This window comes from Sphingomonas sp. PAMC 26617, from assembly GCF_000242835.1.
Taxonomy (GTDB): Bacteria; Pseudomonadota; Alphaproteobacteria; order Sphingomonadales; family Sphingomonadaceae; genus Sphingomonas.
In genome coordinates this window covers 2,692,608-2,717,615 of the sequence record NZ_JH594425.1, presented here as the reverse complement: position 1 = coordinate 2,717,615, position 25,008 = coordinate 2,692,608, and the positions used below count along the sequence as shown (strand labels likewise).

Genomic DNA, 25,008 nt, shown 5'->3' with positions numbered 1-25,008 from the left:
ACTGTTCGCGCAGCCGAGTATTGGGTCTGTGTTCACCGTTCTCCCTGCCCGATCCCGCGGGCCCAATCGCTCGGATTGGCGCTGTGAAGCCGCCATGCGCCCTCGCATCCGGATTGGAACCGCCGCCATGATCGTACTCATCGCCGCCGCCGCGCTTCTGGCGACCATCGTGCTCGGCATGGCGAGCCTCGTCATCGGGCGCAACAAACCGCACGGCCCCGAACATCGCGGCGCGCTCTACTTGCGGAGCAGTTCGGCTGGGTTCTTCATTTTGCTGGTCTGCGCGATTTCGGCGACGGTTTTTTCCTGACCGGCGCCACCGGTTCGGGCGGCTTGCACGGGAAAGCGGCGGTCAGCGCGTCGCGCACCAGGAAGACGGGCGCACGGTCCCATGCCTTGCGGTGCGTGCGGAGGTATTTGCGCGCCGCCGAAACCGCCTTGATCGTCGAGGCGCTGGTCGGCGACGGGCATATTTGCTGCGCCATCGACAGCGTATCGAACACGCCGAGGATATAGCCGGTACAAAAACTGGCGGTCGCGTCCGAATCCTTGCCCCGGCAATCCTCGGCGAGTTGCGCGCTTTGCAGCGAACTCACGACCACCGCGGGCTCCGCCATCGCCAGAACGCCAGCCAGAAGCAGGATCATCGACTCGTCCTTATTCGGTAGCGGTCGCGGCAGTCGCCGGTGAGGCGCCAGGGGCGTTCAGATAGGGCAGCAGGCGGACGCGCGGAAACACCGCGTCGAGCGGCTTGGTGTCGGGGAGGATGTAGACCACCCCGCCCCGCTTGAGGAACAGCGGGCGCAAATGCTTGGTGTAGAAACTCGTGCCGACGTTGATGCACCCGAAGGAGATGCGGTTGTCGTCGGGCGATGGCGACAGCAGGCGCGCGACGCGCTGCTCGCTCTTGTGCGTGGTGATGACCGCGTGGAGCGCGACCGAATTGGCGTAATCGACCCACAGCACACGCTCGCGCCCGAACGCCTTGCCGAACTTGGCGACGAACCGCCCGGCAGGCGTCGTACGCTCGGCGGGGCCGATATCTTCGAGCTTCTTGGCACCGACCCCGGGGGACGAATCGTCCCCGATGCCGATCCCGAGCAGGACCGGCGTCTCGCCGAGGAAGTCGCCATTGGCCGCGAACAGCGAGAGCATCGCCGCGGGCTTGTCGATAACGATATAGGGAAGCTTGCCGTTGTCGCGCGATGTCTCGACCCACGCGATCATGCGGTTGGCGTCATCCGACCGTACCGGATCGGGCAGCGGGAGCAGATCCACCGGCGCAACCGGCTTCGCCTTCGGCTTGGGGCGCGCTTTCGGCGTCCCGGCAGTCGTAGCCTTCGCCCCGGCTTTCGCCTTGGCGGGAACTGCCGCACGCGCGCCTTGCGGTGCCGCCGAGGCCGGGACGGATCCCAACCCCAGCATCACCGAGAAGGCTATGCCCGTGCGGCACCCGATCGCAAACAGCTTGGTCAACATGTCTTGCGTGTTCACCAATGCTGTCCGTCAATGCAAGCGGTTAGCGACTGATCGCTTAGCCGCGCGGCCGACGCTGCTGACGCTGCGCCTGCTGCTGCATCTGCTGGTCGAGACCATCGACGCGGCCGTTGATCTGGTCGATCCGCTGCGCGTTCTGCTGGGCCTGACCGGCGGCAGCCTGGGCCTGGGTCAGCGCCTGGCCGGACGTACCTTCGACCGTGCGGACGCGGCCATCGATCGTGTCGATGCGCGAGTTGACGGTGGCGATCTGCTGGTTGACGTAACCCTTGGTCGCGCAGCCGCTGATACCAACCGACCCGACCAGGACCATCGCTACAGTTGCAGCCTTTGCAAAATTCGGACGCATTCACTCACCTCATTCGTGATTTCAGGGTGTAACGATCAAGCGCGGGCATGGTTCACTTGGCAATCCCGAACCGTTGAAATGTGCGTCGGATACGGCGGGAGACGCCCAAACGGCCGTAACGCGGGCGCGATATCCGTCATTTGAAGGAGGCGGCCTGCCCCGGTGGGAACAGGCCGATCCATGCCGCGACTCTCAATAGGCGCGCCCGATCAGCACGCGCTCGACCGCGGTTTCGCCGGTAAAGACACAGGGCCCGTCGATCGCGCCCTGCGCCATCGGCGCATTGCGGATCGTCAGCTTCAGCGCCTTCAGCCGCGCGACGACCGCGTCGAGCGCAGCACCGGTCGGCCGCGACCATTGCACTTCGAGCCAGCCGGGGTTCTTCACGCCTTCGGCAAAGTGCGTCTCGATCGCGGCGAAGTCGGCGGCGGGGACGACGCTCGCCTCCAGCCGCGCGCACGCCTCGCTGTGGAGCGACGCCTGGATGTCCGCGAGCATCGCGCCCGCGCCTGCGACGAAATCGTCCTGCGCGACGACGTTGCTGTCGAGCTTGCCGTCCTCGCGGTACAGCCGGTCGCGGCGGATCAGCGAGACGTTGCCCCCCGCCACGTCGCGCCCGCCGACCTCGATCACGATTGGCGCGCCCTTCTTGACCCAGCCCCACCGCTTGGTTGCGGTCTTGCCGAACTTGAGGTCGAGCAACGCGCGCACCGGCTCGCCCAGCGCGGACTGTTGCGCGAGCTGCGCCTGCAACGCCTTGCAATAGTCGATGATCGCGGCGTCCTCGGGGTTCTCGCGCAGCATCGGGACGATCACGACCTGCCACGGCGCAATCCGCGGCGGAACGCGCAGACCGTCGTCATCGCCGTGGACCATGATGACCGCGCCGATCATCCGCGTCGACACGCCCCAGCTCGTCGTATTGGCAAGCTCGAACACGCCTTCCGAATTCTGGAACTTGATCTCCTGCGCCTGCGCGAAGTTGGTGCCGAGGAAATGCGAGGTGCCCGCCTGGAGCGCCTTGCCGTCCTGCATCATCGCCTCGATGCTGTAGGTCGAGACCGCGCCGGGGAAGCGCTCGTTCTCGGGCTTCTCGCCCGCGACGACCGGGACCGCGAGGCAATCCTCCGAAAACGCGCGATAGACCTCGAGCATCTTGAGCGTCTCCTCGCGCGCCTCCTGCGCCGAGCCGTGCGCGGTATGGCCTTCCTGCCACAGGAACTCGCTGGTGCGCAGGAACATCCGGGTGCGCATCTCCCAGCGGACGACGTTCGCCCACTGGTTGATCAGCACGGGCAGGTCGCGCCACGACTGGACCCACCGCGCGAACGCCGCGCCGATCACCATTTCCGACGTCGGGCGGACGACGAGCGGTTCCTCGAGCTTCGCCTCGGGATCGGGGATCAGCCGGCCAAGCCCGTCCGCCTTCAGCCGATGATGCGTGACGACGGCCATTTCCTTGGCGAAGCCCTCGACATGCTCGGCTTCCTTCTCGAAATAGGAGAGTGGAATGAACAGCGGGAAATAGCAATTTTCGTGGCCGGTCGCCTTGATCTGGTCGTCGAGCAACCGCTGAATCCGTTCCCAGATGCCATAGCCCCACGGCCGGATGACCATGCAACCCCGGACGCCGGATTCCTCGGCGAGGTCGGCCTCGGTGATGACGGACTGGTACCAGGCGGAAAAATCGGCCTCGCGGGTGACGGGGAGTGCGCGTTTGATCATTCCCGCGCGGATAGCGGCAAATCGGCTGGCGGCAAAGCCCGGATGCGCGCGCTAGCCCCTCCTCTTCAGGACGGGCTTGGGGTGGGGAAGTCTTGCAGAACTTCGCTCTCTGCGAGGCACTGCCCCACCCCAAACCCCTCCCCTGAAGGGGAGGGGCTTGAGACGAAGAAGGCTCGCCTCACCCGTCAAAGCGCCGCTGGCAAATCCAAGCCGCCGGCAATCCGGGCAACCGCGATGCGAGCACAGCACTTATCCCCTCCCCTTCAGGGGAGGGGTTGGGGTGGGGCAGTCCAGCAGAACACCGCTCTCTGCGAGGCACATCCCCACCCCAAACCCCTCCCCTGAAGGGGAGGGGCTTAAGAAGGAGAAGGCTCGCCTCACCCTTCGAAGCCGCCGCTGGACAATCCAAGCCGCCGGCAATCCGAGCGACCGCGATGCAAGCGCAGCACGTAGCCCCTGCCCTTCAGGGGAGGGGTTGGGGTGGGGCAGTCCAGCAGAACTTCGATCTCTACGAGGCACTTCCCCAACCCAAACCCCTCCCCTGAAGGGGAGGGGCTTGAGAAGAAGAAGGCTCGCCTTACCCCGCAATGCCGCCACCGGCTACGCCAAGCCGCCAGCAATCCGGGCAACCGCGACGCAACCGCAGCACTTAGCCCCTCCCCTTCAGGGGAGGGGTTGGGGCAGTCCAGCAGAACTTCACTCTCTGCGAGGCACTGCCCCACCCCCAACCCCTCCCCTGAAGGGGAGGGGCTTTAGAAGCAGAAAGCCTCAACGATACCGCCAGCCGCCGTTATGCCGGTAGCGATGCTGGTAATAACGACGGCCATCCCAATAGCCGCGTCCACGGTGATAATAGCCGACCCTTGGCGGGCCGCGGTGCGCGTAGACCGGCCCGTTCGGCCGGCACATCCCGCGCGGTCCCGGGTGGAAACCGCGGCCACATCCGCCGGCGGCTTCGGCTGGTCCAATGGCGGTAAGCGCCACGCCTGCCGCAATCGCGGCTGCCAGAAGTTTTTTCATGTTCACCTCGCGCTAAACGCTTCAACGTGTCCCTTGCGGGATAACGGAAGAAACGTCGCGGCCGGGATGCCGTTCCCAAACAGCCAGAACGGTCCTTTGCCCGCCGCTACACCAGCAGCAGCGTCGCGCCGGAGGTCTCCCCCTTCGCCAGTGCGCGATGCGCGTCCGCCGCATCCTCGAGCGCAAAGGTCTGGCCGATCGCGGGCGTGATCGCGCCCGAACGCAGCATCGTGAACAGCCGCTCGATCCCCGCCTGCCGTTCCTCGGGCGTGACATAATAGCTGAACAGCGTCGGCCGCGTCACGAACAGCGACCCGCGCGTCGACAGCGTCCCGAGATCGACCCCGGTCACCTTCCCCCCGGCATTGCCGTAGCTGACGATCAGCCCGCGCCGCGCGGTGCAGGCGAGCGAAATGTCCCACGTCGCCATCCCGACCCCGTCGAGCACGATCGGCACCAGCGCCCCGCCGGTAATCTCGCGCACGCGCGCGACCACGTCTTCCTGCTTGTGGAGGATGACGTGATCCGCCCCCGCCGCGCGCGCCTGCTCGGCCTTGTCTTCGGTGCCGACCGTCCCGATCACCGTCGCGCCGATCGCCTTGAGCCAGCCGACCAGCAGATGCCCGACCCCGCCCGCCGCCGCATGGACGAGCACGGTCTGCCCCGCCTCGACCTTCGCGCAGCGCTCGACGAGGAATTCGGTCGTGCACCCTTTCAGCAGCACCGCCGCCGCGGTCCGGTCGTCGATGTCGTCGGGCAGCTTGAACACCGTCGCGGCAGGCAGGTTGCGCGCCTGCGCATAGGCCCCCGGCGTCGGCCCGAACGTGCCGACCCGGTCACCGACCGCCAGCCCGGTCACGCCGTCCCCGACCGCCTCGACCACGCCCGCCGCTTCCGACCCCAGGCCGCACGGCAGGTTCGCGGGATAGACGCCGCTGCGGAAATAGATGTCGATGAAGTTGAGCCCGACCACGGTGTTGCGCATCCGGATCTCGCCCGGCCCGGGGGCGGGCAGATCGACGTCGATCCACGCGATCACCTCGGGGCCACCGGTGCACTCGATCCGTGCGGTGCGTGTCATCTGCAATCCTTTCAATGGTCGCGCGCGGCACCCTATCGAACAGGTTTCAGGTTGCAACGCTTGTTGACGCACGGCAGATATGGCCCCGCGTACCCCAAATTCAAAAAAATGCGGAGGCTGAGGATGAAGAGCTATCTCAAGCACTATATCGATGGCGCCTGGGTCGAGAGCCAGGGCGGCGCACGCCACGACGTGATCGACCCCGCGACCGAGCAGCCGTGCACCGAGATCACGCTCGGCACCGCCGCCGACGTCGACGCCGCGGTCGCCGCCGCGCGCACCGCGTTCGAGACCTTCTCGCAGACCAGCGTCGCCGAGCGTGCCGCGTTGCTCGAGCGGATCATCGACGAATATAAGAAGCGCATCCCCGATCTCGCGCAGGCGGTCAGCAGCGAGATGGGCGCACCGATCGGCTTCGCGATGGCGGCGCAGGTCCCCGCCGGGCTGGGGCATTTCCTCTCGACGCTGAAGGCGCTCAACGCTTTCCAGTTCGAGGAAAAGCTTGGCCGCTCGACCGTGGTGCACGAACCGCTCGGCGTCGTCGCGATGATCACGCCGTGGAACTGGCCGCTCAACCAGATCACCGCCAAGGTTGCCCCCGCGCTTGCGGCGGGCGACACGATGATCCTCAAACCGAGCGAGGAATCCCCCGGCTGTGCGGTCATCCTCGCCGAGATCATGGATGCGGCGGGCGTGCCGAAGGGCGTGTTCAACCTCGTCAACGGCGACGGCGCCGGCGTCGGGTCCGCGCTTTCCAGCCACGCGGACGTCGACATGGTGAGCTTCACCGGGTCGACTCGCGCCGGGATCGCGGTCGCGCAGGCCGCCGCCGCGACGGTCAAGCGAGTCCATCAGGAACTTGGCGGCAAGGCCGCGAACCTCGTCCTCGAAGGCGCGGATCTGGGCGCGGTGCTGCCGCCGACCGTCCAGGGCGTGCTTGCCAATTCGGGGCAAAGCTGCATCGCGCCGACCCGCCTGCTCGTCCACGCGAGCCAGGTCGACGAGGCCACCGCGATCGTCAAGGCGATGATGGAGGGAACGCAAGTCGGCGACCCCGCGCAGATGGGCGCGCATATCGGCCCGGTCGTCAACAAGGCGCAGTTCGACAAGATTCAGGGGCTGATCCAGTCCGCGATCGACGAGGGCGCGACGCTCGTCACCGGCGGCACCGGGCGGCCCGATGGCCGCAACGCGGGCTATTTCATCAAGCCGACGCTGTTCGCAGACGTGACGCCGGAGATGCGGATCGCGCAGGAGGAAGTGTTCGGCCCGGTCGCGACTATCACGCGCTACGACACCGAGGACGAAGCCGTGAAGATCGCCAACGGCACGCCCTTCGGCCTGTCCGCGACGATCTCGGGCGACCCCGCCGCCGCCGCCCGGGTCGCGCCGCGGCTGCGCGCCGGTCTGGTGACGATCAACTCGTGGAGCCCCGACGGCAGCGCGCCGTTCGGCGGCTACAAGCAATCGGGCAACGGGCGCGAAAACGGCAAGTTCGGGCTTACCGATTTCATGGAAGTGAAGACGGTGGTGGGCGCGCCGGGCTGAGCAGGATCAACGCTTCACAGGCGGCCACCCGCTTGCTCCGGCCTCCGGGCGCATAGGCGCCGGAACGCGAATCCGGATGCATCGCAAAATGAACCGTTCCGGGCGCAGGAGAGTTGGCCTCCGGTTACGACCAACCACGCAACTTCATTGGAAAACATCATGGTGGATTTGAAAAAGGGCGCGCTCGTTGCCGTTGTCGACGGGGAGCATCTGAAGCTGTTCAAGAATTCCGGCGATGCGGGATCGTTGAAGCTCACCGAGCAGCCGACCGGCGACGTGTCGACCGAAAACATGGGCTCTGGCGGACGCCATCAGAGCAGTTCCGCCAACCCGTCGGACAGCCAGCAGGACGAGGATGCCTTTGCCGCAGGCGTCGCGGAGGTGCTCAACAAGAAGCTGATGGGCGGATCGATCGACGAGCTGGTGATCATCGCCGCACCCCGCACGCTGGGCGAGCTGCGCAAGCATTATCACAAGACGCTGAGCGCCAAGCTCGTCGGTGAAGTCTCGAAGGACCTTACCGGTCACTCGGTCGCCGACATCGAGAAAGCGGTCACCGCGGCCTGATCCTTCGCCGCACGATCGATCATGACGACACCGGGCCTGCTGCGATGATGCGGCAGGCCTTGATCGTCCGGCTCAGGTCGGCGCCCGTGTGGATCGGGGCCGATCATCCGCTACCGCCCGGCGACGGTGCGTTCGTCATTCGCGCGCGGTCTGCCACGTGACGACAAGGCGCGAGACCGCCCGCAGCACCGCCTCCTGATCCGGCAACTCTGATCCCGGGGCGGTATAATAAGCGCTCAGCAGAAGCGGCGCGATGCCGGGACGCCTGGCGAAGGCGAAGTCGTTACAGATGCCGTCGCCAGTGCCGGTCCGGTCCCCGGCGATCCAGTTCGCGGGAAAGCTGGCGCGCAACCGCGCGCGACCGACGATGTTGCCCGCCATCCAGCCTTCCCACAGCCGCCGCCCCGCGATCGGCAGCACCGGGCCGCACAGGATCCGGCGAACCGTCTCGGTGACCGCGCGGGGTGTCGAGCTGTCCGCCGGGAGCGGATGGTCGGTCAAATGCCCCTCATAAGTGTCGATGCGCGTGACCCGGTCGCCGATGCTGCGCAGGAACGCGGTCAGGCCCGCCGGGCCGCCCGAGCGACGCATCAACAGATTGGCGGCGGCATTGTCGCTGCGGAGCATGATCGCCTCACACAGCTCGCGCACGGTCATCGATCCCCGGGCGACGTTGGCCTGCGTCACCGGGGACGCCGCCATGAGATCGGAAGGCCCGTAGCGGACCGGAGACTGCAAGCTGTCGCGCCCCTTCGAAACGTTGGAGAGGACGAGCGCCGCCAGCAATCCCTTGAAGCTGCTCATCAGCTTGAAGGACTCGTCGGCGCGATATCCAAGCGTACGCCCGGTATGCATATCGAGCGCATGGACCCCGAGCCGCCCGCCGTGGTGCCGTTCCAGCGCCGCCAGCGCCGCGGCACCGGAATCCCGTCGCGCGTGCCCCGTGCCCGCGATCGTCAGCGCCGCGCCGGCGGACAGGAACGTCCGGCGGCCGACAGTCGCGTGGAGACTGGTGTTCTCGATTTCCATCGCGTCTCCCTACCCGACGCGCCGGCGCGACACTATCCGTCCGCCGCGCCCAGGGCGCTTCCGGGCTTGCCGTCCCTCCGGACGTCATCGTCCGGCAGTTAGCAGCGTCGTGGCTGGTGTAAGCGCGGATGGTGAGATTGTGGCGCTGCGCACGTTACCACGGCACCTCGTTCTGCTCGAAGTAGAAGCGGCCGGTCGTATCCCGCGCGTTCCGGGTCGCCAGCCAGACGATGCCCGCCGCGGCCTGCTCCACCGTGCGGTATCCGCTATGGCCGTTGAAGTCGGTCGCGGTATAGCCGGGGTCCGCTGCGTTCACCGTGATCCCGCAGGCGGCCAGTTCCTTCGCAAACGCGACCGTCACCGCGTTGAGCGCGGTTTTCGAGCTGTTATAGCCGAGGATGTTGACGCCGTGGAACGGGTTGCTCGGGTCCGATAGCCAGCCCAGCGAGCCAAGCCCGCTGCTGACCATGATGACGCGGGCATCGGTCGCTGCCTTCAGAAGCGCAAGGAAGGCTTGCGTCACGCGGATCGGGGCAAAGACGTTCGTTTCGTAGATCGTCCTGATGTCATCGAGCGGCTGCTCGCTCGGGAGAATTGGCTGAAGGCCGGATATGCCGGCATTGTTGATCAGAATGTCGAGCTTGCCGTCGTCCCCCTCGACGCGGGCAACCGCGGAACGGACGCTGTCGTCGCTGGTCACGTCGAGCGTCAGCGCGCGAACATCGATCGCCTCGGCGGCGAGCGTCTCGGCGGCCGCCCTGCCGCGATCCGCGTCGCGGCTGCCGAGCCAGATCCGAAAGCCCTGCCGGCCCAAGTGTCGGGCGGTTTCGTAGCCGATGCTCTTGTTGGCACCGGTGATGAGGACGGTTCTGTCGGTCATGCTATGCTCCTGCGCAGCGGTCGGCGACGGTGCGTCCCCTGAGCCCTACGTCTCGAGGCGTATGATCGGCCGTTCGTACAGCTTTGATAATCCGCCCAGGATCGGATACGCTGATCGGCATGGCGAACAATGCGGAGGTGACGAGCCTCGATACCCTGAGAGTGTTCCTCTCCGTCGTGGAGGCGCGTGGCTTCCGGGCAGCGTCAAAGCAATAGGCCTCTCGCCCTCGACCGTAAGCGAGAAGATTGCCGAGATCGAACGCCAGCTGGGCGTTCCGCTGCTCACCCGGACGACACGCAGCGTCATGCCGACCGAGGCCGGAAGCGCATTGGCCGCGCGGCTCACGCCACGCCTTGCCGAGGCGCGGGCGGCGCTTCAGGACGCCGCCAATTCGCAAGCCGAGGTGCGCGGTCTTCTCAAACTGAATGTCACCGGCGCGGTCATGGTGGATATCCTTCCGCCGTTGATCGACCGCTTCCTGATATTGCACCCGCACGTCCGGGTCGAAATCGAGGTGGAAGATCGGCTCGTGGATATCGTGGCGGTCGGCTGCGACGCCGGGATCCGGTATGGAGAGCATCTCGCCAAGGACATGATTGCGGTGCCGATCGGGCCGGCGGTTCAGAGCCTGGCCTATGCCGCCTCTCCCTCGTATCTCGCGAGGAATGCGACGCCGCTCGGCCCGCGCGACCTGCTCGCGCATGACGCGATCCGGCTCCGCTTTTCGAGCGGCGCGCTCGTCGCATGGGCGTTCGAGCGCGGTTCTGAGTCGGTGACGATCGATCCACCGGGCCGCCTGATCATCGGCGTCGATGCCGCGCCCGCCGCGATCGCCGCTGCGTGTGCGGGGCATGGCGTCATCGGTACCTTCAGGAACTGGCTCGATCCGTATATCGAAAACGGCGCGCTGCATCCCGTTCTGCCTGAGTGGTGGCCATCGTTCGACGGCCCGAGACTATATTTCTCCCGGCGCTTCGTGCCTGCACCCCTGCGCGCGCTGATCGATTGTATTGCAGCGGAACGCCGGCCGCCGGCCCGAGGATAAGCGCGAAGAATGCCCAATGTGGCCGAAGCCCGGCTGTCCGTAGGGCATCAGCGGCAGCCGTTCCCGGAACACGATCTTTCGTGAGAAAAGCGGCAGCTCCGCAATGTCGGCTATCGACCCCCGTTTTCCCGAATGCTGCCGTTTCGGTCGCCACCTATTGCCGTCCAGACCCCTCGCCGGCGCTCATCGTGCCCGAACGCCGACCGTTCGCTTACAGGCACGCAAGCAGACGGACCGAAAACGCCCACATCTGGACGTTCAAGCTGGCGATCCAGGCTCCCGATAACGGCGATTCGGTAAGCGCGATCTTTGCCGTTTCTCTGTCTCCGACAGGCCATCTCAGGAGATGCCAATCGGGAAAGGATTTGGGAGCGAGACTGCCCCGGATGGCTGCCTGCGTGATCACGGGGCGACCGTCCCACTCTGGGTTCGTCTCTGGAACGGTCTAGTTCGTCTGCCCGGCTACATCACTTTGCTCGTCGCGCCCCTTGCAGATCGGCATCGATCAGGGTCGCAACGTCGGAGACCGGAAGGCCCTGCCGATCGTTGAACGTGCCTGCCTTCGGCCAGGACACACCGCGACCGATCGCGAAGGCGGCGCGGTACTTGCGCATCATGTTTTTCGGATCGTTCGCCAACTCTTCCATCAGGAAAGGCACGGCCCAGACCGACCGCTTGAAGGCCCGGCCCAATGCCGCCTCCAACGTGTCCGCGACCTCGCCATAGGTGACGGTGTCACCGGCCAGAAAGACGATCTCGTTGCGGATTGTCGGCTCGAAGAACACGATCTCGGCGGTCAGCATACCGATGTCATCCGGCGTCGTCAGCGTCACAGCGGTATCAAGGCTGCCGAGCGCGTGAACTTCGCTATTCTCCAGATCGACGACACCAAAGTCCGGCTCGAACAGGTAGCTCATGAACATGCCCGTGGAGATGATGACCCACTCGGTCTTGTCCTGCGAGCGCAGCAGCTCGCGTACGTCGAGCTGCGCATCGAAGATATCCTGCGGTCCGCCGCGACCGATCGCCTCGAAGTCGACGCCGAACTGCCACGGGAAATAGCGCGGGATACCGGATTGCAGCGCCGCCTTGGCGAGCTTCATCGGCGTGTTGATCCCCGCGGCGTAGCCTGCACAGCCGATCACCGTGTCGTAGTCCGAAAAGAGCGACGCCAGCTCATCGATCGTGTCGTCCACCAGGTCGCCGAGCACGATCTCGATCCCCGCTTCGCGGATTTCGGCGATATCACGCTGCTTGGAGGGATCGCCCGACTCGACGGCACTCTCGCGGAGAAGGACGCTGATCTTGGCACCGTCGATGCCCTTGGCGCGACGCGCCAGATTGCGGAGCACTGGCATGCCAAGCTCGCCGGCACCCAGAACGAGGATATTGCGTGATTTCACGGTGGAGACTGTATCGTTCATCGTTCTAACTCGTTTCACCTTGGATGCCGCTGATCTGGCAAGCCACGGGCAAGCGTGAAAGATGGGTACATGCGTGATACTGCCGTTAAATCTTTAAGCCAGGACGACATCCTCCGATATTCGCAAACGGTTTGCGATGGCCTGCGGGACGATGATGACGGGGTTCGCCGTGAGGTATTGGCCCATGCCGGCAACCGCTGGTCGCTTGGTGTCATCCATACGCTCGGCGTGTACGGCAAGCTTCGCCATGCCGAAATCGGTCGACGGATGCACGGTATTACGCAGCGGATGCTGACACGCACGCTGCGCCATCTGGAGCGCGATGGATTGGTGGTGCGTCACGACTTCGAGGAGGTCGTTCCGCATGTAGAATATGCTCTGTCCGAAACCGGACTGGAGTTACTGGTCAGGATGGTTCCCCTTTGGACGTGGATCGTCGAGAACGTCGACAGCTTTCGCACATCACGGGAGATGTTTGATCGGGAGAACGCGGGAGAAGATTCCTGAAGGTATATCGGCTTACAGGCTTAGCGTTCCCAAAGGACCATCGCCTTCGGGAAAGGCGGCGCCCCGCTATCTCCGCTATCGGAATAAACCTCCCGGTAAGTAGAGAGTGCGCTTGCCACTGGGTAACGACGTCCAGGTTCTGCTGGCGCGGCGACCGTTCATCAAAGCGGACTGGCAGCTATCGGACGAGAGACCGGACGGGCCGGAAGCGCCCAACAATGGACATAAGCCGGCAGAAATGTCTTTCCTGATTCCGGGCGTTCGCATCTGCACGACATTTTCTCTAGTGAGCGCAGGCCGTCTTAAAAAGATCTCGTCGAACGACCGAACAAGAAAGAGCGTCGACCATGGACATTGCCAAAGCAAACGGGATCGAACTGGCTTGGGAGAGCTTCGGCCATACGAACGGTGAGGTTGTCCTCCTGATCGCCGGACTTGGCACCCAGATGATCCGCTGGACCGCCCCGTTCTGCGCCCACCTCGTAGCCTTGGGTTATCGCGTGGTGCGCTTCGACAACCGGGACGCCGGCTATTCGACGCACCTCGACGCTTACCCGGCCGTGAATTTCGGCGCGCTAGCTGCAGCGCTCGGGGCGGGAGAACGACCTGAGGTCCCGTACACGCTCTACGACATGGCGGCAGACGCGATCGGACTGATGGACGCGCTGGGGATTGCGCAAGCTCACATCGTTGGACGGTCCATGGGAGGCATGATCGCTCAAATCATGGCCAGCGAGCACGCTAGTCGCGTGCTATCGCTTACCTCGATTATGTCGAGCACGGGCAACCCAGCGCTCCCGCAGGCAGCACCAGATGCCATGGCGATGATGGTGCAGCCGATGCCCGACCCTTCCTCCGATCGAGCAGGCTTCCTGTCGCGAAGTTCAGCCTTCGCCAGACGGATAGCGGGCTCGGGATACCCTTTCGACGAGGAAGCCCACCGTGCGCTGGCTTCTGAAGAACTCAGCCGTGCCTACGATCCCGCCGGAACGGGCCGTCAGATCGCGGCCGTTGGCGTGACCGGAGATCGGCGTGCTCGGCTGTCGGCTGTTACTGTACCCACGCTCGTTATTCATGGAAATGACGATCCATTGTTCTTGCCGGACTGCGGCCGGGACACAGCCGCTTCTATTCCGGAGGCCGAACTCTTGCTCATCGATGGCATGGGACATGACCTTCCTGCTAGTGTGTGGCACCAGATCGCAGGGAAGATCGATAGCGTCGCGCGACGAGCAGTACGCGCTTAGCGTACCTGACGGCAGCTATCTCGCCTCGTTTCTTCTTAAGCCGTCGGACCGCTACCATCAGATGCGTGAAAAACGGTATCGGGGTCCGCGGTCGCAGAGCACGATTAGTTGACCGCTATTTATCGTGCGCGTCCACAGAACTCTGCTAGCGGAGACGGTATCGTGGGTTGATCGAGAGACCGCCTGCAAGTCCTGAGGCTTTTGAGGTCGTCCGCTATATGATCCTGTCGCTGCTGTTCGCGCTGCAATCTGGAACCTCGCCAGTCACGCCTGTAGATCCAGATATCGTGGTGCTTGCAAACAAGCTGCGCCGTATTGATGTCGACATGAAGCTGGAAAAGCGGGGCGGGATAGTGATCCTTAGAAGCTGCCGCGTTACGCGCCCGTCGGGCGAAGGAGAACTTGATGTTATTCCGTGTGGCGTTGCGCAGCAATGCGTGACCGAGGGAGTGGTGAGCAAACGGCAGTTGGTTGCATGCGTAGAAGGCAAGTCCAATCAGAAAATTGACGCTATCGTCGCCGCTCGGCGCGAGGCAGCTACCAAACGTTAAAAGGTGTGCATGACCATCAACGCGTCTGCGTTTTCTTGAACCATCCTTTTTGGTAAAGCCGGCGGCGCTCGACTACGTCAGTTATCCGCGTTCGCCTGCCCAAAAGCGGACAGACGGCTCACCACCAATTTTCGCCGTTCAGCCTAATACGTCAGTCCGCGACATTCGAGCGGTCACGCCCCCCCTTCCGTCATCCTCGCGACCGCGGGGATCCATACTGGCTGACTGCGCAGTACAGGACGGACGGTGCCAATGGATTCCCGTCTACGCGGAATTGACGGACGGTTGCAGGAAAGTCCGCTCCTCACCAACGTCACACGCCCCCGCGCCCCCCGCGCCTCAATAATCCTTCGAAACCCGCAAGTTCGCGCTCTGCCGCCCGAGCGTCGAGATCGACGACAGGACCGACAACCAGCGCGTCACCTGGAACTCGACCTGCGTCGCGGAATAGCCCGCGCCGTCGGTCACGATCTCGGCATAGAAGCGCCGCGTGATATATTTCCCCGCCGCGACCGAGGTCCGCTGCCCGGTCTGCGGGTCGGCGGAGACGATGCGGAGCCGGTCGAGCCCCGCCACGCGCCGCACCGCGTTGATCGGGTCGAGCCCGCCGCGCCCGTTCTGCAACGCTGCCACCGCCGACGCGAGTTGCAGCGCCTCGGGCGCGGACAGGTTGGTGATCGAGGTGCCGAACAACAGCCGCGACAGCAATTCGTCCTGCGGCAGCGCGGGCACGCTCGAGAAGGCGATCTCGGGCTTGAGCGCGGGGCCGGTCACGTTGATCGTCGCATTGAGCCCGGTGGTGCTCGCGTTGGCCGCGATGTCGAGTGCGGGGTTGGCGGGGACGTCGCCGGTGAACAGGATCTTGCCGCGTTCGAGCGCGAAGGTGCGCCCCGCGAAATCGTAATTGCCGCGCACCAGGTCCGCGCGGCCCGCAATCGCCGGATTGTCGGGCGCGCCGCCGATCTTGAGGTCCGCCGACCATTCGCTGCGCAGGCCTAGCCCAGAGACGATCACCTGGTTGGGCGCGCGCGCATGGATCGCAAGCCGCCACGGGGTGCGCGGCGCGTCGTCGTCCTCGGTGCCGCCGCCGGGCACGTTGATCTCGCGGATGTTGAGTTGCGGCACCGCGCTCGCCGCGGTCGCCTGCCCGAGCCGGTAACGGCTCTTGTCGAGCCGGAGCTCGCCCGAGATCGTCCCGCCCTGCTTGTCGGACAGGAACCGCAGGGGTCCGGTCACGGTCGCGCCGATGTCGTCGCGCGCGATCATCACCGCATGGTCCGCCTGCACCGCGAGATCGAACCCGCTGTTCGCGCCGAACGCGAACGCGCCCTTCCCCGTCACGCGCCCGCCCTTGCCCGCGTCCGCAGCAAAGCTGTCGATCGTCAGCCGCGATCCGCCGAACTGGCCGTTCGCGACGACGTTGGTCAGCACGGTCCCGGTGGCGGTGCTCTCGATCCGCGCGCCGCGCGCCTGGACGATGCCCTTGATCTGCGGGTTGCTGACGCGCCCGCCGACATCCGCGCCGATCGCGACCGGGCCGGTCAGGTCGAACAGCTCGATCCCGGTCAGCCGCCACAGCGTGTCCGCCGCGCCATTGTAGCGCAGCTGCGCGAACACGCCCGCGTCCTGCACGCGGGTCGCCAGATCCGGCCCGGCGGGCAAGGTGAGCAGCATCTGTGCGCGCCCGACCGTCTTGCCCGCGGTCGCAGCGACCGCGCGCGCGGCGATCCGGTCGGCGGAAAGGATCCCGGCGATGCCGACGTCGACCGGGCGCGAGGTCAGCACCAGCCCTGAGCGCGTGAGCCCACGCACGGTCATGTCAATCCGCCCGATTGGTGAATTTGTCCTGCTTTGTGAATAAGATAGGCTGCCCGACGCACTCCCGCCCAGCCCCAGCCCGGGGTAGCCGATGTCGAGGATCGCGAGCGGCATATGTGCAACCTTCGCATCGATCGCGTTGCCGCCCGGCGTGAACCGCCCGGACAGTTGCGCATCGCCCCCGGCAAAGCTCAGCTCGGTCGGCGCGAGCCGCCAGCCGCCCTGCTCGGCGGTCCCGTCGCGCGTGAACACCGCGGGCGTCACCAGCTTGAGCGGTCGCCGGTCGAGCGTCCCCTGGAGCGAAACGACGTAGCGATCGGGCGAGACCTGCGTCACCGACTGGATATCGAACGCGCGCCCGCGCGACCCCGCGATCGACGCGGTGATCGTCCCCGTCCCCCCGCGCAGCGACGCGCGCGCGCCGAACCGCCCGATCACCAGCGCGCCCCGCCGCACCCCGCCGGCGTTGAGCGTTGCCTCGATCGTCGTCCCCGCCGGATCGAGCAGCGTGACCGCATCGAGGTGCGCGCGCCTGACGCTGATCCCGTTCGACAGCGTGGCGCTGCGCGCGTCGAGATGCGCCTCGATCCGCTGGTTGTCCCCGACCGGCGCGAACAGCAGCGTGCCCGATAGCCCGCCCCCCGCGATCGCCAGCGTCCCGTCGAACCCGCCATCGACGATTGCGAGCGGCCCCGACGCATGCGTCCCGCTCACCGCGAGATCCGCAATCGCGATCGTCCCGCCGCCGCCCTTGGGCAGCAGGATCGCGCCATTGCCGGTAAACGGCCCGAGTCGCGATCCGCCCCGCGCGGTGAAGGCGAAGCCCGCCTCGGTCGGGTCGAGATGCGCGATCACGTCGCTCAGCCCCATCGTTTCGTTGGGGCGTTTGAAGATCAGGTCGAGCGTCGGGCGGTCGATCTTGCCGTCGAGCTTGAGCGTCAGCGGGCCATAGGTCTGCTGCGTCCCCGTGCCCTCGAAGTGGAACGTCCCGTCGCGCCGTCGGATGCCGTTGCCGGTGATCCGGATCTGCGGCCCGGTCAGCACGAGGTTGTTGAGGTGAAGCACGCCATCGGGGGTCCGCTCGAGCCCGGTAACGATCCTCGGCAACCCGCCCGCGAGCGAGCGGAAGAAGGCGTTGTCGAGCCGCACCATCTGCGCGGTCCCCTGCCCGATCACGCGAGTCCCGTGCCCGTCCGCGCCCGGCACGACCTTGAGCACGGTCTGAACGTCGACGAGCCCGAGCCCGGGTATGAGGTAGCGCGACAGCCCGCCGTTGATCCCGATGTCATAGCGCCCGTCGCGCAGGTCGAGCAGCAGGTTGAACCGCCCGTTGAGCTTGTCCGAGGTCAGCCGCAGGTCGTCCCCGGTCACCATCGTCGCGGTCACTCGGAGCACGCCCTGCATCGTCAGGTTGCGCAGGATTCCGCCCGCGACATCGCCGACCCCGGTCACGCGCGCCGCGACGAAGCGGATCGGGACGAGCACCGGCGCGCGCGACAGCCGCCCGCTCCCCGCGGCGAACGCGTCCTCGAACCCGGTGTCGTCGAACGCGAACCGCTTCGCCGCGAGCCGGTAATCGAACCGCGCGGTCGCGAACGCGCCATCGAGCAGCATCCGCAGTTCGATCGCACGCCCGGTCATGTTGGGGAACAGCGCGGAAGGCTTGAACAGCACCGCATGCAGCCGCACGCCGCGGAAGGCGTTGGCGGCGAGATCGAGCGTGCCGTCGCCCTCCACGCTCAGCGACCCGGAGCGCAGCGACAGCGTGCCCTTCAACTGCCGGTCGGCCAGCGTGGCATCGCCCTGCACGCGGACACGCGGGGTCGTCAGCCGCTGCAGCTTGCCATGCGCGAGCGGCGCGGGGTCGAGCACGCCCGCGAGCGTATAGGCCCCCGCCCGGTTGGCGAGGGTGAGATCCGCCAGCCGCACCGTCCCGATCTCGGCGACCGCGCTGCCGTCCCACTTCGTCCAGCTTCCGCGCCCGGCGACATCGAGCGCAACCGTCCGCCGGAACCCCGCCAGCTTCGCCAGCAGCCCGTCGGCGGTGCCGCGCGCGTGTGCGTCCACGTCGAAGCGATTGCGGTCGGGCGCGGCGTCGAGCTTGAGCCGCAGCGTATCGCTCCCCGCCACCACGGCATCGAGATCGATCAGCGCGCGACCGCCCCGGATATCCGCCCGTCCCGCCAGTCTTCCGACCCGCTCGACCCCGGTGACGGGTTTCGCCAGCGTCAGTCGGTCGATCGCGAGCGCCCCGATCCGGATTTCGAACGCGGGCAAAATCGGCTGCTTGCGCGTCGACGGGACAAGGTCGGGCAACCGCTCGAGCCGCGCCCGCGCGACATGCAGCCGGGTGATGTCGAGCCTGTTGTGGACCCACCGCAACGGCGACCAGTCAAGCTCGGCGCGCGGGGCCGCGAACACCAGCCCGCGCCGGTCGCGCACGCGCACGTCGATCAGCGTCGCCTGCCCGTAGATCGACCCGTCGATCCGCCCGATGCTGTAGCGCAACCCGTTCGACGGGCGCAGGGCGGCGATCCGGTCGGTCAGGAACCGATGGCCGATCGCGGTATCGAGCAGGCCGATTAGCGCCACCGCGAGCAACAGCATTGCAGCGATCGCGCCCAGCACGATCCGCCCCCAGCGCCGCCGCGGGACGACCACGTCCGGCGTTTCGACAGGCCCGTCGTCGCTCAATACGCCTGCCCCAGCGAGACATAGACTGCGACGCGCGGATCGCCTTTTACCGGGTTGACCGGCGTCCCGACGTCGATCCGGATCGGGCCGAAATTGGTGTAATAGCGCACCCCGATCCCCGCGCCGTAGCGCATGCCGCTGAAGTCGGGGAGCACACCGGTATAGATGTTGCCGCCATCGAAGAACGGGACGACCCCGAAATTGCCGAACGTCTTGACCCGCGCCTCGAGCGAGAATTCGGCCAAGCTCCGCCCGCCGATCGGATCATTATTGGGGTCGCGCGGGCCGATGTCCTGATAGCCATAGCCGCGCACCGAGGCGCCGCCGCCTGCATAGAACCGCCGCGACGGCGCGACCGCATCGCGCGGCGCGCCGAAGATCGTCCCCAGCCGGACTCGCCCGGCAAGCACCGTCCCCTTGGTCACCGTCCGGTAAGTGCTCGCATCGATTTGGACGCGCGAATAGCCGAAGACGTTGCCTTCGAGCGACAGCTCGGGCGAGAACCGCCCGCTCAGCCGGAACCCGCGCGACGGGTTGAGCAGGTCGTCCGACCCGTCGTAGCTGAGCGTCGTCGGCAGCGCGCCGATAAAATAGGTGCGTCGCCGCGGCGCGCCGGTCGTGACGATCACGTCGCGCTCGTCCGACGCGAGCAATTCGCCGCCGAGCGACCAGGTCCATTTCTTCTGGAAGAAGATGTTGGTCTGCCGCTCCAGGCTCGCCGCCAGTCCGAAGGTGCGCGCCTGATAGGCGTTGCGGGTGAGGTTGGACGCCGTGAGCGACGCGGTCAGGATCCGGTCGCGCCCGTTGAAATTGTTGCGTCGGAAAATCACGCTCGCCAGCTGCTCCTGCGTCCCGAGCACCCCGCGCAGCGTCAGCCCCCCCTCGGGCGGAAACAGGTTGCGATGCGTCCAGCTTACCTCGGCGCGCGCGCCTTCGCCGGCGCCATAGCCGATCTCGCCCGCGATCGTGCGCGGCGGGGCGCGGTCGATGCCGACCGCGATGTCGACCGTGCCGGGGTCCTTGCCATCGACCGGTGCGACCCGGACGGTCGAGACCAGTCCGGTCTGGATCAGCGCGCGGCGCAGGTCGACCAGCGCGGACGCGTCATACGGGTGCCCGGGGACGAACCGCGCGATATCCTGGACATGGCGCGCGTCGAAGATCTTCTCGCCCGAAGTCATCACGACATGCCCGAAACGACGTTCCGCACCAGGGACGACCGCGAGATCGAGCGTCGCACTCTTGGCCGCGCGATCGACCACGATTGCAGGATCGCCGACCACCGCGAACGGGAAACCCTTGTCGGTGATCGTCGTGGTCAAGGCGGTCTGCCCGGCGACGATGGAATCGGAATTGACCGGGTCGCCCTTGCGCACCGCGAACGCGTCGCGAAGCAACGCCTGCTTTTCGCCCGCGGCATCGACCCCCGCCAGCGTCACGCCGCTGAACCGGTAAAGCGTCCCCGGCTCGGCATCGAGGATGACGATCGGATGCGTGCCATTGGGCTCGACCCGCGTCGCGACGCGCGCGTCATAATAGCCATCGGCCTTGAGCAGCGACGTCAGCAGCGTCGCATCCTCGCGGGCGCGGCGGTCGAGTTGCGCACCATTGGCGGGCTGGCCATGATTGGCGTTGAGCGTGGAAAGCTGGTCGAACCGCTCGCGGAGCAGTGATCCGCCGACGTCATCGATGCCGTCGACGCGGTAAGTGTAGCGCGTTTCGCCCGCGATGGTCGCGGGGTCCGCAACCGCGGCCGGCTCGACCGGTGCCGTGGCGAGATCGGGCCAGTCGACACCGAGCCCGGGAAGCGGCGCGAGCGGGGATTGCGGGTCGAGCTGGGGTTCGGGGATCGACCCCGGGGCTGAGGGCTCGGACGCTGGGCGCACCTGTGCCGCAGCATACGGACACCCCATGACAAAGACCCCGACGGCGGCAAACAAGTGGCCCCGCCGCCCGACCGGCAACGACATGGCGCCGTCCTAGCCCGGCTCTCGCCGAAGCGACAGGGGGCTGGCGCAGGACTTTAGTGAACCGTGCCGATCGCACGATCGAACGAAAGCCAGGCGATCAGACGCTCGATCTGGCGCCAGCGGCAGAAATGCAGGTGATTGCCAAGATCACGGCTGCGGTCTGCGCGCGCCGCCGCTTCCGTGCGCGCTTCGCTCCCGAACATGGTGATCAGGTCGGTCGCGTCTGTCAGTTCCGCGCGGTCGGCGAGATAGGGAAGATAAGGCATTCAGGCTCCACGCGCGGCAACGGTGATCGATCGGAGTGCCGACTAGCAAGTCCTTGCGATCGCGTCACGAGCCAGTCTCGCTCATTTTGGCGGTGCGCCGTCTCGGCTGCCCCGTCGCTCCCGGATCGGGACGCCAGCGCCCGCGGAGCCGGGGCGGATCGGAACACTGGCGCTGGCCGGTGTGACGTGGCAGGGCGCGATCATGGCCGTCTCCCCCCCGCCCCGCTCGCCGCTTGCCGGCGGATCGTTGATCGCGCTCGGGTCTATCGCCGGCGCGGCGATCGGCCTGTTCACGCCACTGGGCCCGACGCGGGGGTTCCTGATCGGGCTGTCGGCCGGGGTCGCGATGTCGCTGGCGATCTGGTTGCTGGATCGACGGCGCTAGCGGCGGCACCGCCTTGTAAAGGGCGAAGCTCGACAAGCTGCGCCGCAAATTTTCACCGTAACGCGCGCGATAGCCACACCACCCGCCCGATGACATCGACTGCAGGCGCCGTGATGTCCGGATAGGCCGGATTGTCGCTCGTGATGACGACCCCGCCTTCGCGCGACGTCAGCCGTTTCACCAGCAGCACCCCTTCATGTCGCAGCACGAAAATGCCCGCGCGCGCCGTGACGCGCCGGTCGCGCTCGTCGACGACCAGCGTGTCGCCATCCGAAATCGTCGGCAGCATCGAATCGCCCCGCGCGGTCAGCATGCTCGCATCCGCCGGACTCAGCCGAAGGTCGGCGAGCAACCGGGGATCGAGCAGCATGGCGCGCGCGCCGTCGCGAGTCTCGTCCGTATCGGTCAGCGCGCCCGGCCCGGCCGACGCCTCGACCGCGAGCCGGCGGATCGCCGCCATCGGCGCTGCTGAAGGACCGCCAAGTTCGCTCTGGTCGACCCGAAAATAGGCGGCGAGCAGCGCACGGTCGCGCTCCGCGAGCACCCGCGGCGTCCCACGCCGGACATATTGCTGCAAATAGGCGTCGTTCCGCCGGAGCATGCGCGACAGCGCAGCGTAACCGACGCCGTGCGCGTCGATCAGCGTCGCCAGGCGCGCGCGGGGATCGCTCACTTCCATGCCGATGACGATACCATAGGAAATATCCTAGACAAGTTGGAAATTGCAGAACACATCGGGAACATAGATCGACTCGAAGGAAAGGGCCACCATGTCGGTACTGCATAAAATCGACCGCTACCTGCGCGCGACGGCGATGCCGCCGACCCGATTCGGGCGGCTCGCGGTCCGCGATCCCCGGCTGGTGCACGATCTGCGCCGGGGTCGCGAGCCCGGCGTTCAGATGGTCCGACGGATCGAGGCGTTCCTCGCCGCCCATAGCGAGACGCCCCGATGAGCCGCGGCCCCGACGCCGCGACGTTGCTTCGCCGCGCGCTGGATCGACACGCCGATCGTTGTGGAATCACGGTGACGTGGCACGGTGTCCTCTCTCGCCGCTGGGCAAGCGCCGCCTTCGTCGGTGCGCAACACCGGATCGCGGTGACCGTCGCGGGAACGGGGCTGGACGCCTGGATCGACGGCTTGGACGAAGTGGATCTGCAGTTGCGCGGACATCTCGTTGCGGACGTCGTCGTGACGATGATCTCGCGCGCCGAGGATCAGGCCGAACTCGGGGTGGAGGTGCTGACGGTCGAGACGTGACCGGCGCGATTTTCCGGATTTATGCCACGATCCGATTCGTCCGGTCGCCGAACGTCGGTTTGCGTCAGTGCGCGCGCTGCGCCATCGCGCGGAGCGTGGCGAGCGTATCCTCGAGCCGGTCCTGCGGCGAAACGGCGTTCCGTTCGACCGCCGGGCGCTGCACCACGCGTTCGAGCCGGTCGAGCAGCGCATGGATCGTTTCGGACGGATCGGCACGGGTCGGCGTCAGCGCGAAGGTTTCGAACCGTTCGGTTGCGGCGAAGGTCTGCGGGCGTTGGTTGCCGAGTGCAGCGCTCGCATATGCGGCGAGCGGCTGATCGAGATCCTCGGGCAATGCGCGCTCGGCGACCGGTGCGATCTGTTCGGGCAGAAGGATCGGTTCGGCAACCAGCGCCTGCGCGTCCAGATGCCGTGCCGGGGTCACCGGAACCTCGAGAAACCGCGTGCCGAGATCGCGATCCGCGCGCAGCGGCCGGCGCGACGGCGCATCGGGGTGCGCATCGGCGCGGCGCAACACTGGCGCCGGGTCATTCGGCGCCGTCGGGACATCCATCATCACGCGTCCCCCGCCGAACGTGGCACGGCGATGGCCCAGCGTGAGGAAAGTCGCGAACCCGCTGATCACGCCAAGCCCCCCGCCCCCGAGCAGCACCAGCAGTAACCGCGCGGTAAAACCGAGCGGCGGCGCGGCGGCGGCGACGATCGCGGCAAGCCCACTGTCGAGCGAGACGTTCTCAATCGCGACGGTCGGCACCAGCGCGAACACGGCGGCGGCGCAGGTACCAACGACCGCCCCGACGATCGGCGCTACCGGGAAAATCAGACGGTGGGAATTGGAGAGGACGGCCATGCGGAGGACCTTGCCAGCGGATCGGTAAGTTTCTGGTAAACGGGCGCGTAACAGGCAACGTTGACCGCCCAATTACGCTCTTTTTCAACGAACGCACGTCCCCGTTCGCGCATCATCGGCCACGCCCCCCGGTCCGCGAGCATCGCGGCGAGCGCGTGCGCCATGCCGGTCGGATCGTCGGGCGGAAACAGCGTGCCGGTGACGCCATCCTCGATCAGCTCGCGATGCCCGCCGACGTCGGACGCGGCGACCAGCCGGCGCTGCGCCATCGCCTCGAGCGGTTTGAGCGGCGTGACGAGATCGGTCAGCCGCATGTGCTTGCGCGGATAAGCGAGGACGTCGATCACGCTGTAATACCGCTCGACCTGATCGTGCGGGACGCGTCCGACGAAGTGGATATGGTCCGAGACCGGCGATGCCGCCGCCTGCGCGCGCAACGCCGCCTCGACCGGGCCGCCGCCGACGAGCACGAGGTGCGCCCTCGGCCGCTTCGCCACGAGTTGCGGCATCGCGGCAAGCAGATCGTCGAGGCCCTCGTAATCGTAGAAACTCCCGATGAAGCCGATCACTTCCGCATCTTCGACGCCGATTTGCGCCGCAAGCGCCGCATCATAGGGCGGCGGTTCCCCGAACATCGACAGGTCGACTCCGTTGGGCGACACGAAGATCTTGTCCGCCTCGAGCCCGCGCGCGACGAGATCGCGGCGCAGGCCATCGCAGATCACCGCGACCGCATCCGCGCGGCGCACTGCATAGGTCTCTAGCGCGCGAGTCGCGCGATAGACCGCCGATCCCTCGCGCCCGGTCCCGTTGCCGACCGCCGCATCCTCCCAGAACGCGCGAATTTCATAAACCAACGGCAGCTTCCGCCGCCGCGCGACACGAAGCGCCGCCAGCGCGTCGAGTACGGGGGAATGCGCATGGAGCACGTCGGGCCGGAACTGTTCGACCACCGCATCGATTCGCTTCGCAAAGGCGTGGATCTCGCGCAGTTCCTGCACCACCGGGACCGACCCGGCGACCGGGGTCGTGCGATGAAAGTCGATCCCGTCGACCGTTTCCTCGGCGAGCGTCGCCGCGCCATGTCGCGGCCCGGTCACCGCGGCGACCTGCCATCCTCGCCGCATCTGGCTCTTGAGGATCGCGCGCGTGCGAAAGGTGTAGCCGCTGTGGAGCGGCAAACCGTGATCGAGAATGTGGAGAATCCGCATGCGCTTCCGGTAGCGCATCAGTGTTTAACGGAGCCTCAACCGGCGCGCGCTACGAAACAGGCCGTGGCTGGTTCGCCGGCACG

General features: G+C 66.6%; 25 protein-coding genes. 10 read left to right on the top strand and 15 right to left on the bottom strand.

All coding sequences use genetic code 11. The annotated features are described in order from the left end of the window. Window positions 1–127 precede the first annotated feature (127 nt). On the top strand, window positions 128–310 hold the full coding sequence (locus tag RH91_RS12030; RefSeq protein ID WP_010163017.1) for a hypothetical protein: 183 nt from the start codon (window positions 128–130) through the stop codon (window positions 308–310). Here RH91_RS12030 and RH91_RS12025 read toward each other — a convergent pair. The 6 genes from RH91_RS12025 to RH91_RS12000 form a co-directional block, all read right to left on the bottom strand. Next, the gene (locus RH91_RS12025) at window positions 267–647 is read right to left on the bottom strand and encodes a Rap1a/Tai family immunity protein (protein ID WP_010163016.1); all 381 of its coding nucleotides are present in this window, start codon (window positions 645–647) and stop codon (window positions 267–269) included. The two genes, RH91_RS12030 and RH91_RS12025, sit on opposite strands and share 44 nt — an antisense overlap. A 10-nt stretch (window positions 648–657) precedes the next feature. After that, complete coding sequence (locus RH91_RS12020; protein WP_010163015.1) at window positions 658–1,479, bottom strand: hypothetical protein; 822 nt, start codon at window positions 1,477–1,479, stop codon at window positions 658–660. A gap of 55 nt (window positions 1,480–1,534) precedes the next feature. Further along, window positions 1,535–1,810, bottom strand: a complete 276-nt coding sequence (locus RH91_RS12015; RefSeq protein ID WP_010163014.1) for a hypothetical protein — start codon at window positions 1,808–1,810, stop codon at window positions 1,535–1,537. Between the two features lie 228 nt (window positions 1,811–2,038). Then, entirely contained in the window at window positions 2,039–3,571 is a 1,533-nt protein-coding gene (locus RH91_RS12010; RefSeq protein ID WP_010163013.1) for an aminoacyl--tRNA ligase-related protein, read from the bottom strand. A 768-nt stretch (window positions 3,572–4,339) separates the two neighbouring features. Then, window positions 4,340–4,591 carry a GCG_CRPN prefix-to-repeats domain-containing protein gene (locus RH91_RS12005; RefSeq protein ID WP_081469533.1) on the bottom strand — a complete coding sequence of 84 codons (252 nt, stop codon included), beginning with the start codon at window positions 4,589–4,591 and terminating at the stop codon, window positions 4,340–4,342. Window positions 4,592–4,697: 106 nt separating this feature from the next. Continuing rightward, window positions 4,698–5,672 (bottom strand): quinone oxidoreductase family protein, encoded by a 975-nt coding sequence (locus tag RH91_RS12000; RefSeq protein ID WP_010216064.1) that lies wholly within the window; start codon window positions 5,670–5,672, stop codon window positions 4,698–4,700. A gap of 123 nt (window positions 5,673–5,795) precedes the next feature. Here RH91_RS12000 and RH91_RS11995 point away from each other — a divergent pair, with 123 nt between their 5' ends. Together RH91_RS11995 and RH91_RS11990 are read left to right on the top strand one after the other, a co-directional pair. After that, entirely contained in the window at window positions 5,796–7,220 is a 1,425-nt protein-coding gene (locus tag RH91_RS11995; RefSeq protein ID WP_010163010.1) for an aldehyde dehydrogenase family protein, read from the top strand. A gap of 159 nt (window positions 7,221–7,379) precedes the next feature. Further along, window positions 7,380–7,787 (top strand): host attachment family protein, encoded by a 408-nt coding sequence (locus tag RH91_RS11990; RefSeq protein WP_037514908.1) that lies wholly within the window; start codon window positions 7,380–7,382, stop codon window positions 7,785–7,787. Between the two features lie 135 nt (window positions 7,788–7,922). Here RH91_RS11990 and bla read toward each other — a convergent pair whose 3' ends face one another. After that, window positions 7,923–8,816: a class A beta-lactamase gene (gene bla, locus RH91_RS11985; RefSeq protein WP_010163008.1), complete on the bottom strand. Its 894-nt coding sequence runs from the start codon at window positions 8,814–8,816 to the stop codon at window positions 7,923–7,925. A 154-nt stretch (window positions 8,817–8,970) separates the two neighbouring features. Next, window positions 8,971–9,696, bottom strand: coding sequence for an SDR family NAD(P)-dependent oxidoreductase (locus tag RH91_RS11980; protein ID WP_010163006.1), 726 nt, complete (start codon window positions 9,694–9,696; stop codon window positions 8,971–8,973). A 61-nt stretch (window positions 9,697–9,757) separates the two neighbouring features. On the opposite strand from RH91_RS11980, the gene RH91_RS11975 reads away from it, so the two are divergent. Further along, window positions 9,758–10,741, top strand: coding sequence for a LysR substrate-binding domain-containing protein (locus RH91_RS11975; RefSeq protein WP_332306620.1), 984 nt, complete (start codon window positions 9,758–9,760; stop codon window positions 10,739–10,741). Window positions 10,742–11,208: 467 nt separating this feature from the next. Here RH91_RS11975 and RH91_RS11970 read toward each other — a convergent pair whose 3' ends face one another. Continuing rightward, entirely contained in the window at window positions 11,209–12,165 is a 957-nt protein-coding gene (locus RH91_RS11970) for an aromatic alcohol reductase (RefSeq protein ID WP_029623811.1), read from the bottom strand. Between the two features lie 69 nt (window positions 12,166–12,234). Between RH91_RS11970 and RH91_RS21655 the strand changes: the two genes are divergently transcribed. The 3 genes from RH91_RS21655 (at window position 12,235) to RH91_RS22405 (ending at window position 14,470) form a co-directional block, all read left to right on the top strand. Continuing rightward, a complete protein-coding gene (locus RH91_RS21655) occupies window positions 12,235–12,672 on the top strand; it encodes a winged helix-turn-helix transcriptional regulator (RefSeq protein WP_029623810.1) in 438 nt (145 codons plus the stop codon). Window positions 12,673–13,019: 347 nt separating this feature from the next. Next, window positions 13,020–13,919, top strand: a complete 900-nt coding sequence (locus RH91_RS11960) for an alpha/beta fold hydrolase (protein WP_010163002.1) — start codon at window positions 13,020–13,022, stop codon at window positions 13,917–13,919. A gap of 218 nt (window positions 13,920–14,137) precedes the next feature. After that, complete coding sequence (locus RH91_RS22405) at window positions 14,138–14,470, top strand: hypothetical protein (protein WP_157136910.1); 333 nt, start codon at window positions 14,138–14,140, stop codon at window positions 14,468–14,470. Between the two features lie 339 nt (window positions 14,471–14,809). Here the strand turns inward: RH91_RS22405 and RH91_RS11955 are convergent, their stop codons facing one another. The 3 genes from RH91_RS11955 to RH91_RS11945 all read right to left on the bottom strand — a co-directional run bounded on the left by RH91_RS11955 (window position 14,810) and on the right by RH91_RS11945 (window position 21,218). Further along, entirely contained in the window at window positions 14,810–18,895 is a 4,086-nt protein-coding gene (locus RH91_RS11955; RefSeq protein WP_051116722.1) for a translocation/assembly module TamB domain-containing protein, read from the bottom strand. Between the two features lie 83 nt (window positions 18,896–18,978). Then, on the bottom strand, window positions 18,979–20,952 hold the full coding sequence (locus RH91_RS11950) for an autotransporter assembly complex protein TamA (RefSeq protein ID WP_029623809.1): 1,974 nt from the start codon (window positions 20,950–20,952) through the stop codon (window positions 18,979–18,981). A gap of 53 nt (window positions 20,953–21,005) precedes the next feature. Beyond that, the gene (locus tag RH91_RS11945; protein ID WP_010162998.1) at window positions 21,006–21,218 is read right to left on the bottom strand and encodes a hypothetical protein; all 213 of its coding nucleotides are present in this window, start codon (window positions 21,216–21,218) and stop codon (window positions 21,006–21,008) included. A 202-nt stretch (window positions 21,219–21,420) separates the two neighbouring features. Here RH91_RS11945 and RH91_RS11940 point away from each other — a divergent pair, with 202 nt between their 5' ends. Then, complete coding sequence (locus tag RH91_RS11940; RefSeq protein WP_232283489.1) at window positions 21,421–21,603, top strand: hypothetical protein; 183 nt, start codon at window positions 21,421–21,423, stop codon at window positions 21,601–21,603. 52 nt (window positions 21,604–21,655) lie between these two features. On the opposite strand, the gene RH91_RS11935 is transcribed toward RH91_RS11940, so the two are convergent. Beyond that, a complete protein-coding gene (locus RH91_RS11935; protein ID WP_010162996.1) occupies window positions 21,656–22,282 on the bottom strand; it encodes a S24 family peptidase in 627 nt (208 codons plus the stop codon). A 91-nt stretch (window positions 22,283–22,373) separates the two neighbouring features. On the opposite strand from RH91_RS11935, the gene RH91_RS11930 reads away from it, so the two are divergent. Next, window positions 22,374–22,559: a hypothetical protein gene (locus RH91_RS11930; protein ID WP_010162995.1), complete on the top strand. Its 186-nt coding sequence runs from the start codon at window positions 22,374–22,376 to the stop codon at window positions 22,557–22,559. Next, window positions 22,556–22,864 carry a hypothetical protein gene (locus RH91_RS11925; protein ID WP_010162994.1) on the top strand — a complete coding sequence of 103 codons (309 nt, stop codon included), beginning with the start codon at window positions 22,556–22,558 and terminating at the stop codon, window positions 22,862–22,864. Before RH91_RS11930 ends, RH91_RS11925 begins: the two co-directional genes overlap by 4 nt. Window positions 22,865–22,928: 64 nt before the next feature. Here the strand turns inward: RH91_RS11925 and RH91_RS11920 are convergent, their stop codons facing one another. Together RH91_RS11920 and RH91_RS11915 are read right to left on the bottom strand one after the other, a co-directional pair. Further along, window positions 22,929–23,714: a hypothetical protein gene (locus RH91_RS11920; protein WP_010162993.1), complete on the bottom strand. Its 786-nt coding sequence runs from the start codon at window positions 23,712–23,714 to the stop codon at window positions 22,929–22,931. Beyond that, a complete protein-coding gene (locus RH91_RS11915) occupies window positions 23,684–24,925 on the bottom strand; it encodes a TIGR04063 family PEP-CTERM/XrtA system glycosyltransferase (RefSeq protein ID WP_029623808.1) in 1,242 nt (413 codons plus the stop codon). The genes RH91_RS11920 and RH91_RS11915 overlap by 31 nt, the downstream gene beginning before the upstream one ends. Between the last annotated feature and the right edge of the window lie 83 nt (window positions 24,926–25,008).

Bases quoted from the DNA above. Each gene is read 5' to 3' on its own strand.
- RH91_RS22405 (WP_157136910.1), top strand. From the start codon at position 14,138: ATGATCCTGTCGCTGCTGTTCGCGCTGCAATCTGGAACCTCGCCAGTC.
- RH91_RS11960 (WP_010163002.1), top strand. From the start codon at position 13,020: ATGGACATTGCCAAAGCAAACGGGATCGAACTGGCTTGGGAGAGCTTC.
- RH91_RS11990 (WP_037514908.1), top strand. From the start codon at position 7,380: ATGGTGGATTTGAAAAAGGGCGCGCTCGTTGCCGTTGTCGACGGGGAG.
- RH91_RS12015 (WP_010163014.1), bottom strand. From the start codon at position 1,810: ATGGTCCTGGTCGGGTCGGTTGGTATCAGCGGCTGCGCGACCAAGGGT.
- RH91_RS12000 (WP_010216064.1), bottom strand. From the start codon at position 5,672: ATGACACGCACCGCACGGATCGAGTGCACCGGTGGCCCCGAGGTGATC.
- RH91_RS11930 (WP_010162995.1), top strand. From the start codon at position 22,374: ATGTCGGTACTGCATAAAATCGACCGCTACCTGCGCGCGACGGCGATG.
- RH91_RS11980 (WP_010163006.1), bottom strand. From the start codon at position 9,696: ATGACCGACAGAACCGTCCTCATCACCGGTGCCAACAAGAGCATCGGC.
- RH91_RS11920 (WP_010162993.1), bottom strand. From the start codon at position 23,714: ATGGCCGTCCTCTCCAATTCCCACCGTCTGATTTTCCCGGTAGCGCCG.
- RH91_RS11970 (WP_029623811.1), bottom strand. From the start codon at position 12,165: ATGAACGATACAGTCTCCACCGTGAAATCACGCAATATCCTCGTTCTG.
- RH91_RS11975 (WP_332306620.1), top strand. From the start codon at position 9,758: ATGATCGGCCGTTCGTACAGCTTTGATAATCCGCCCAGGATCGGATAC.
- RH91_RS11935 (WP_010162996.1), bottom strand. From the start codon at position 22,282: ATGGAAGTGAGCGATCCCCGCGCGCGCCTGGCGACGCTGATCGACGCG.
- RH91_RS21655 (WP_029623810.1), top strand. From the start codon at position 12,235: ATGCGTGATACTGCCGTTAAATCTTTAAGCCAGGACGACATCCTCCGA.
- RH91_RS11925 (WP_010162994.1), top strand. From the start codon at position 22,556: ATGAGCCGCGGCCCCGACGCCGCGACGTTGCTTCGCCGCGCGCTGGAT.
- RH91_RS11955 (WP_051116722.1), bottom strand. From the start codon at position 18,895: ATGCTGTTGCTCGCGGTGGCGCTAATCGGCCTGCTCGATACCGCGATC.
- RH91_RS11950 (WP_029623809.1), bottom strand. From the start codon at position 20,952: ATGTCGTTGCCGGTCGGGCGGCGGGGCCACTTGTTTGCCGCCGTCGGG.
- RH91_RS11945 (WP_010162998.1), bottom strand. From the start codon at position 21,218: ATGCCTTATCTTCCCTATCTCGCCGACCGCGCGGAACTGACAGACGCG.
- RH91_RS12005 (WP_081469533.1), bottom strand. From the start codon at position 4,591: ATGAAAAAACTTCTGGCAGCCGCGATTGCGGCAGGCGTGGCGCTTACC.
- bla (WP_010163008.1), bottom strand. From the start codon at position 8,816: ATGGAAATCGAGAACACCAGTCTCCACGCGACTGTCGGCCGCCGGACG.
- RH91_RS12025 (WP_010163016.1), bottom strand. From the start codon at position 647: ATGATCCTGCTTCTGGCTGGCGTTCTGGCGATGGCGGAGCCCGCGGTG.
- RH91_RS11915 (WP_029623808.1), bottom strand. From the start codon at position 24,925: ATGCGGATTCTCCACATTCTCGATCACGGTTTGCCGCTCCACAGCGGC.
- RH91_RS12010 (WP_010163013.1), bottom strand. From the start codon at position 3,571: ATGATCAAACGCGCACTCCCCGTCACCCGCGAGGCCGATTTTTCCGCC.
- RH91_RS12030 (WP_010163017.1), top strand. From the start codon at position 128: ATGATCGTACTCATCGCCGCCGCCGCGCTTCTGGCGACCATCGTGCTC.
- RH91_RS12020 (WP_010163015.1), bottom strand. From the start codon at position 1,479: ATGTTGACCAAGCTGTTTGCGATCGGGTGCCGCACGGGCATAGCCTTC.
- RH91_RS11995 (WP_010163010.1), top strand. From the start codon at position 5,796: ATGAAGAGCTATCTCAAGCACTATATCGATGGCGCCTGGGTCGAGAGC.
- RH91_RS11940 (WP_232283489.1), top strand. From the start codon at position 21,421: ATGGCCGTCTCCCCCCCGCCCCGCTCGCCGCTTGCCGGCGGATCGTTG.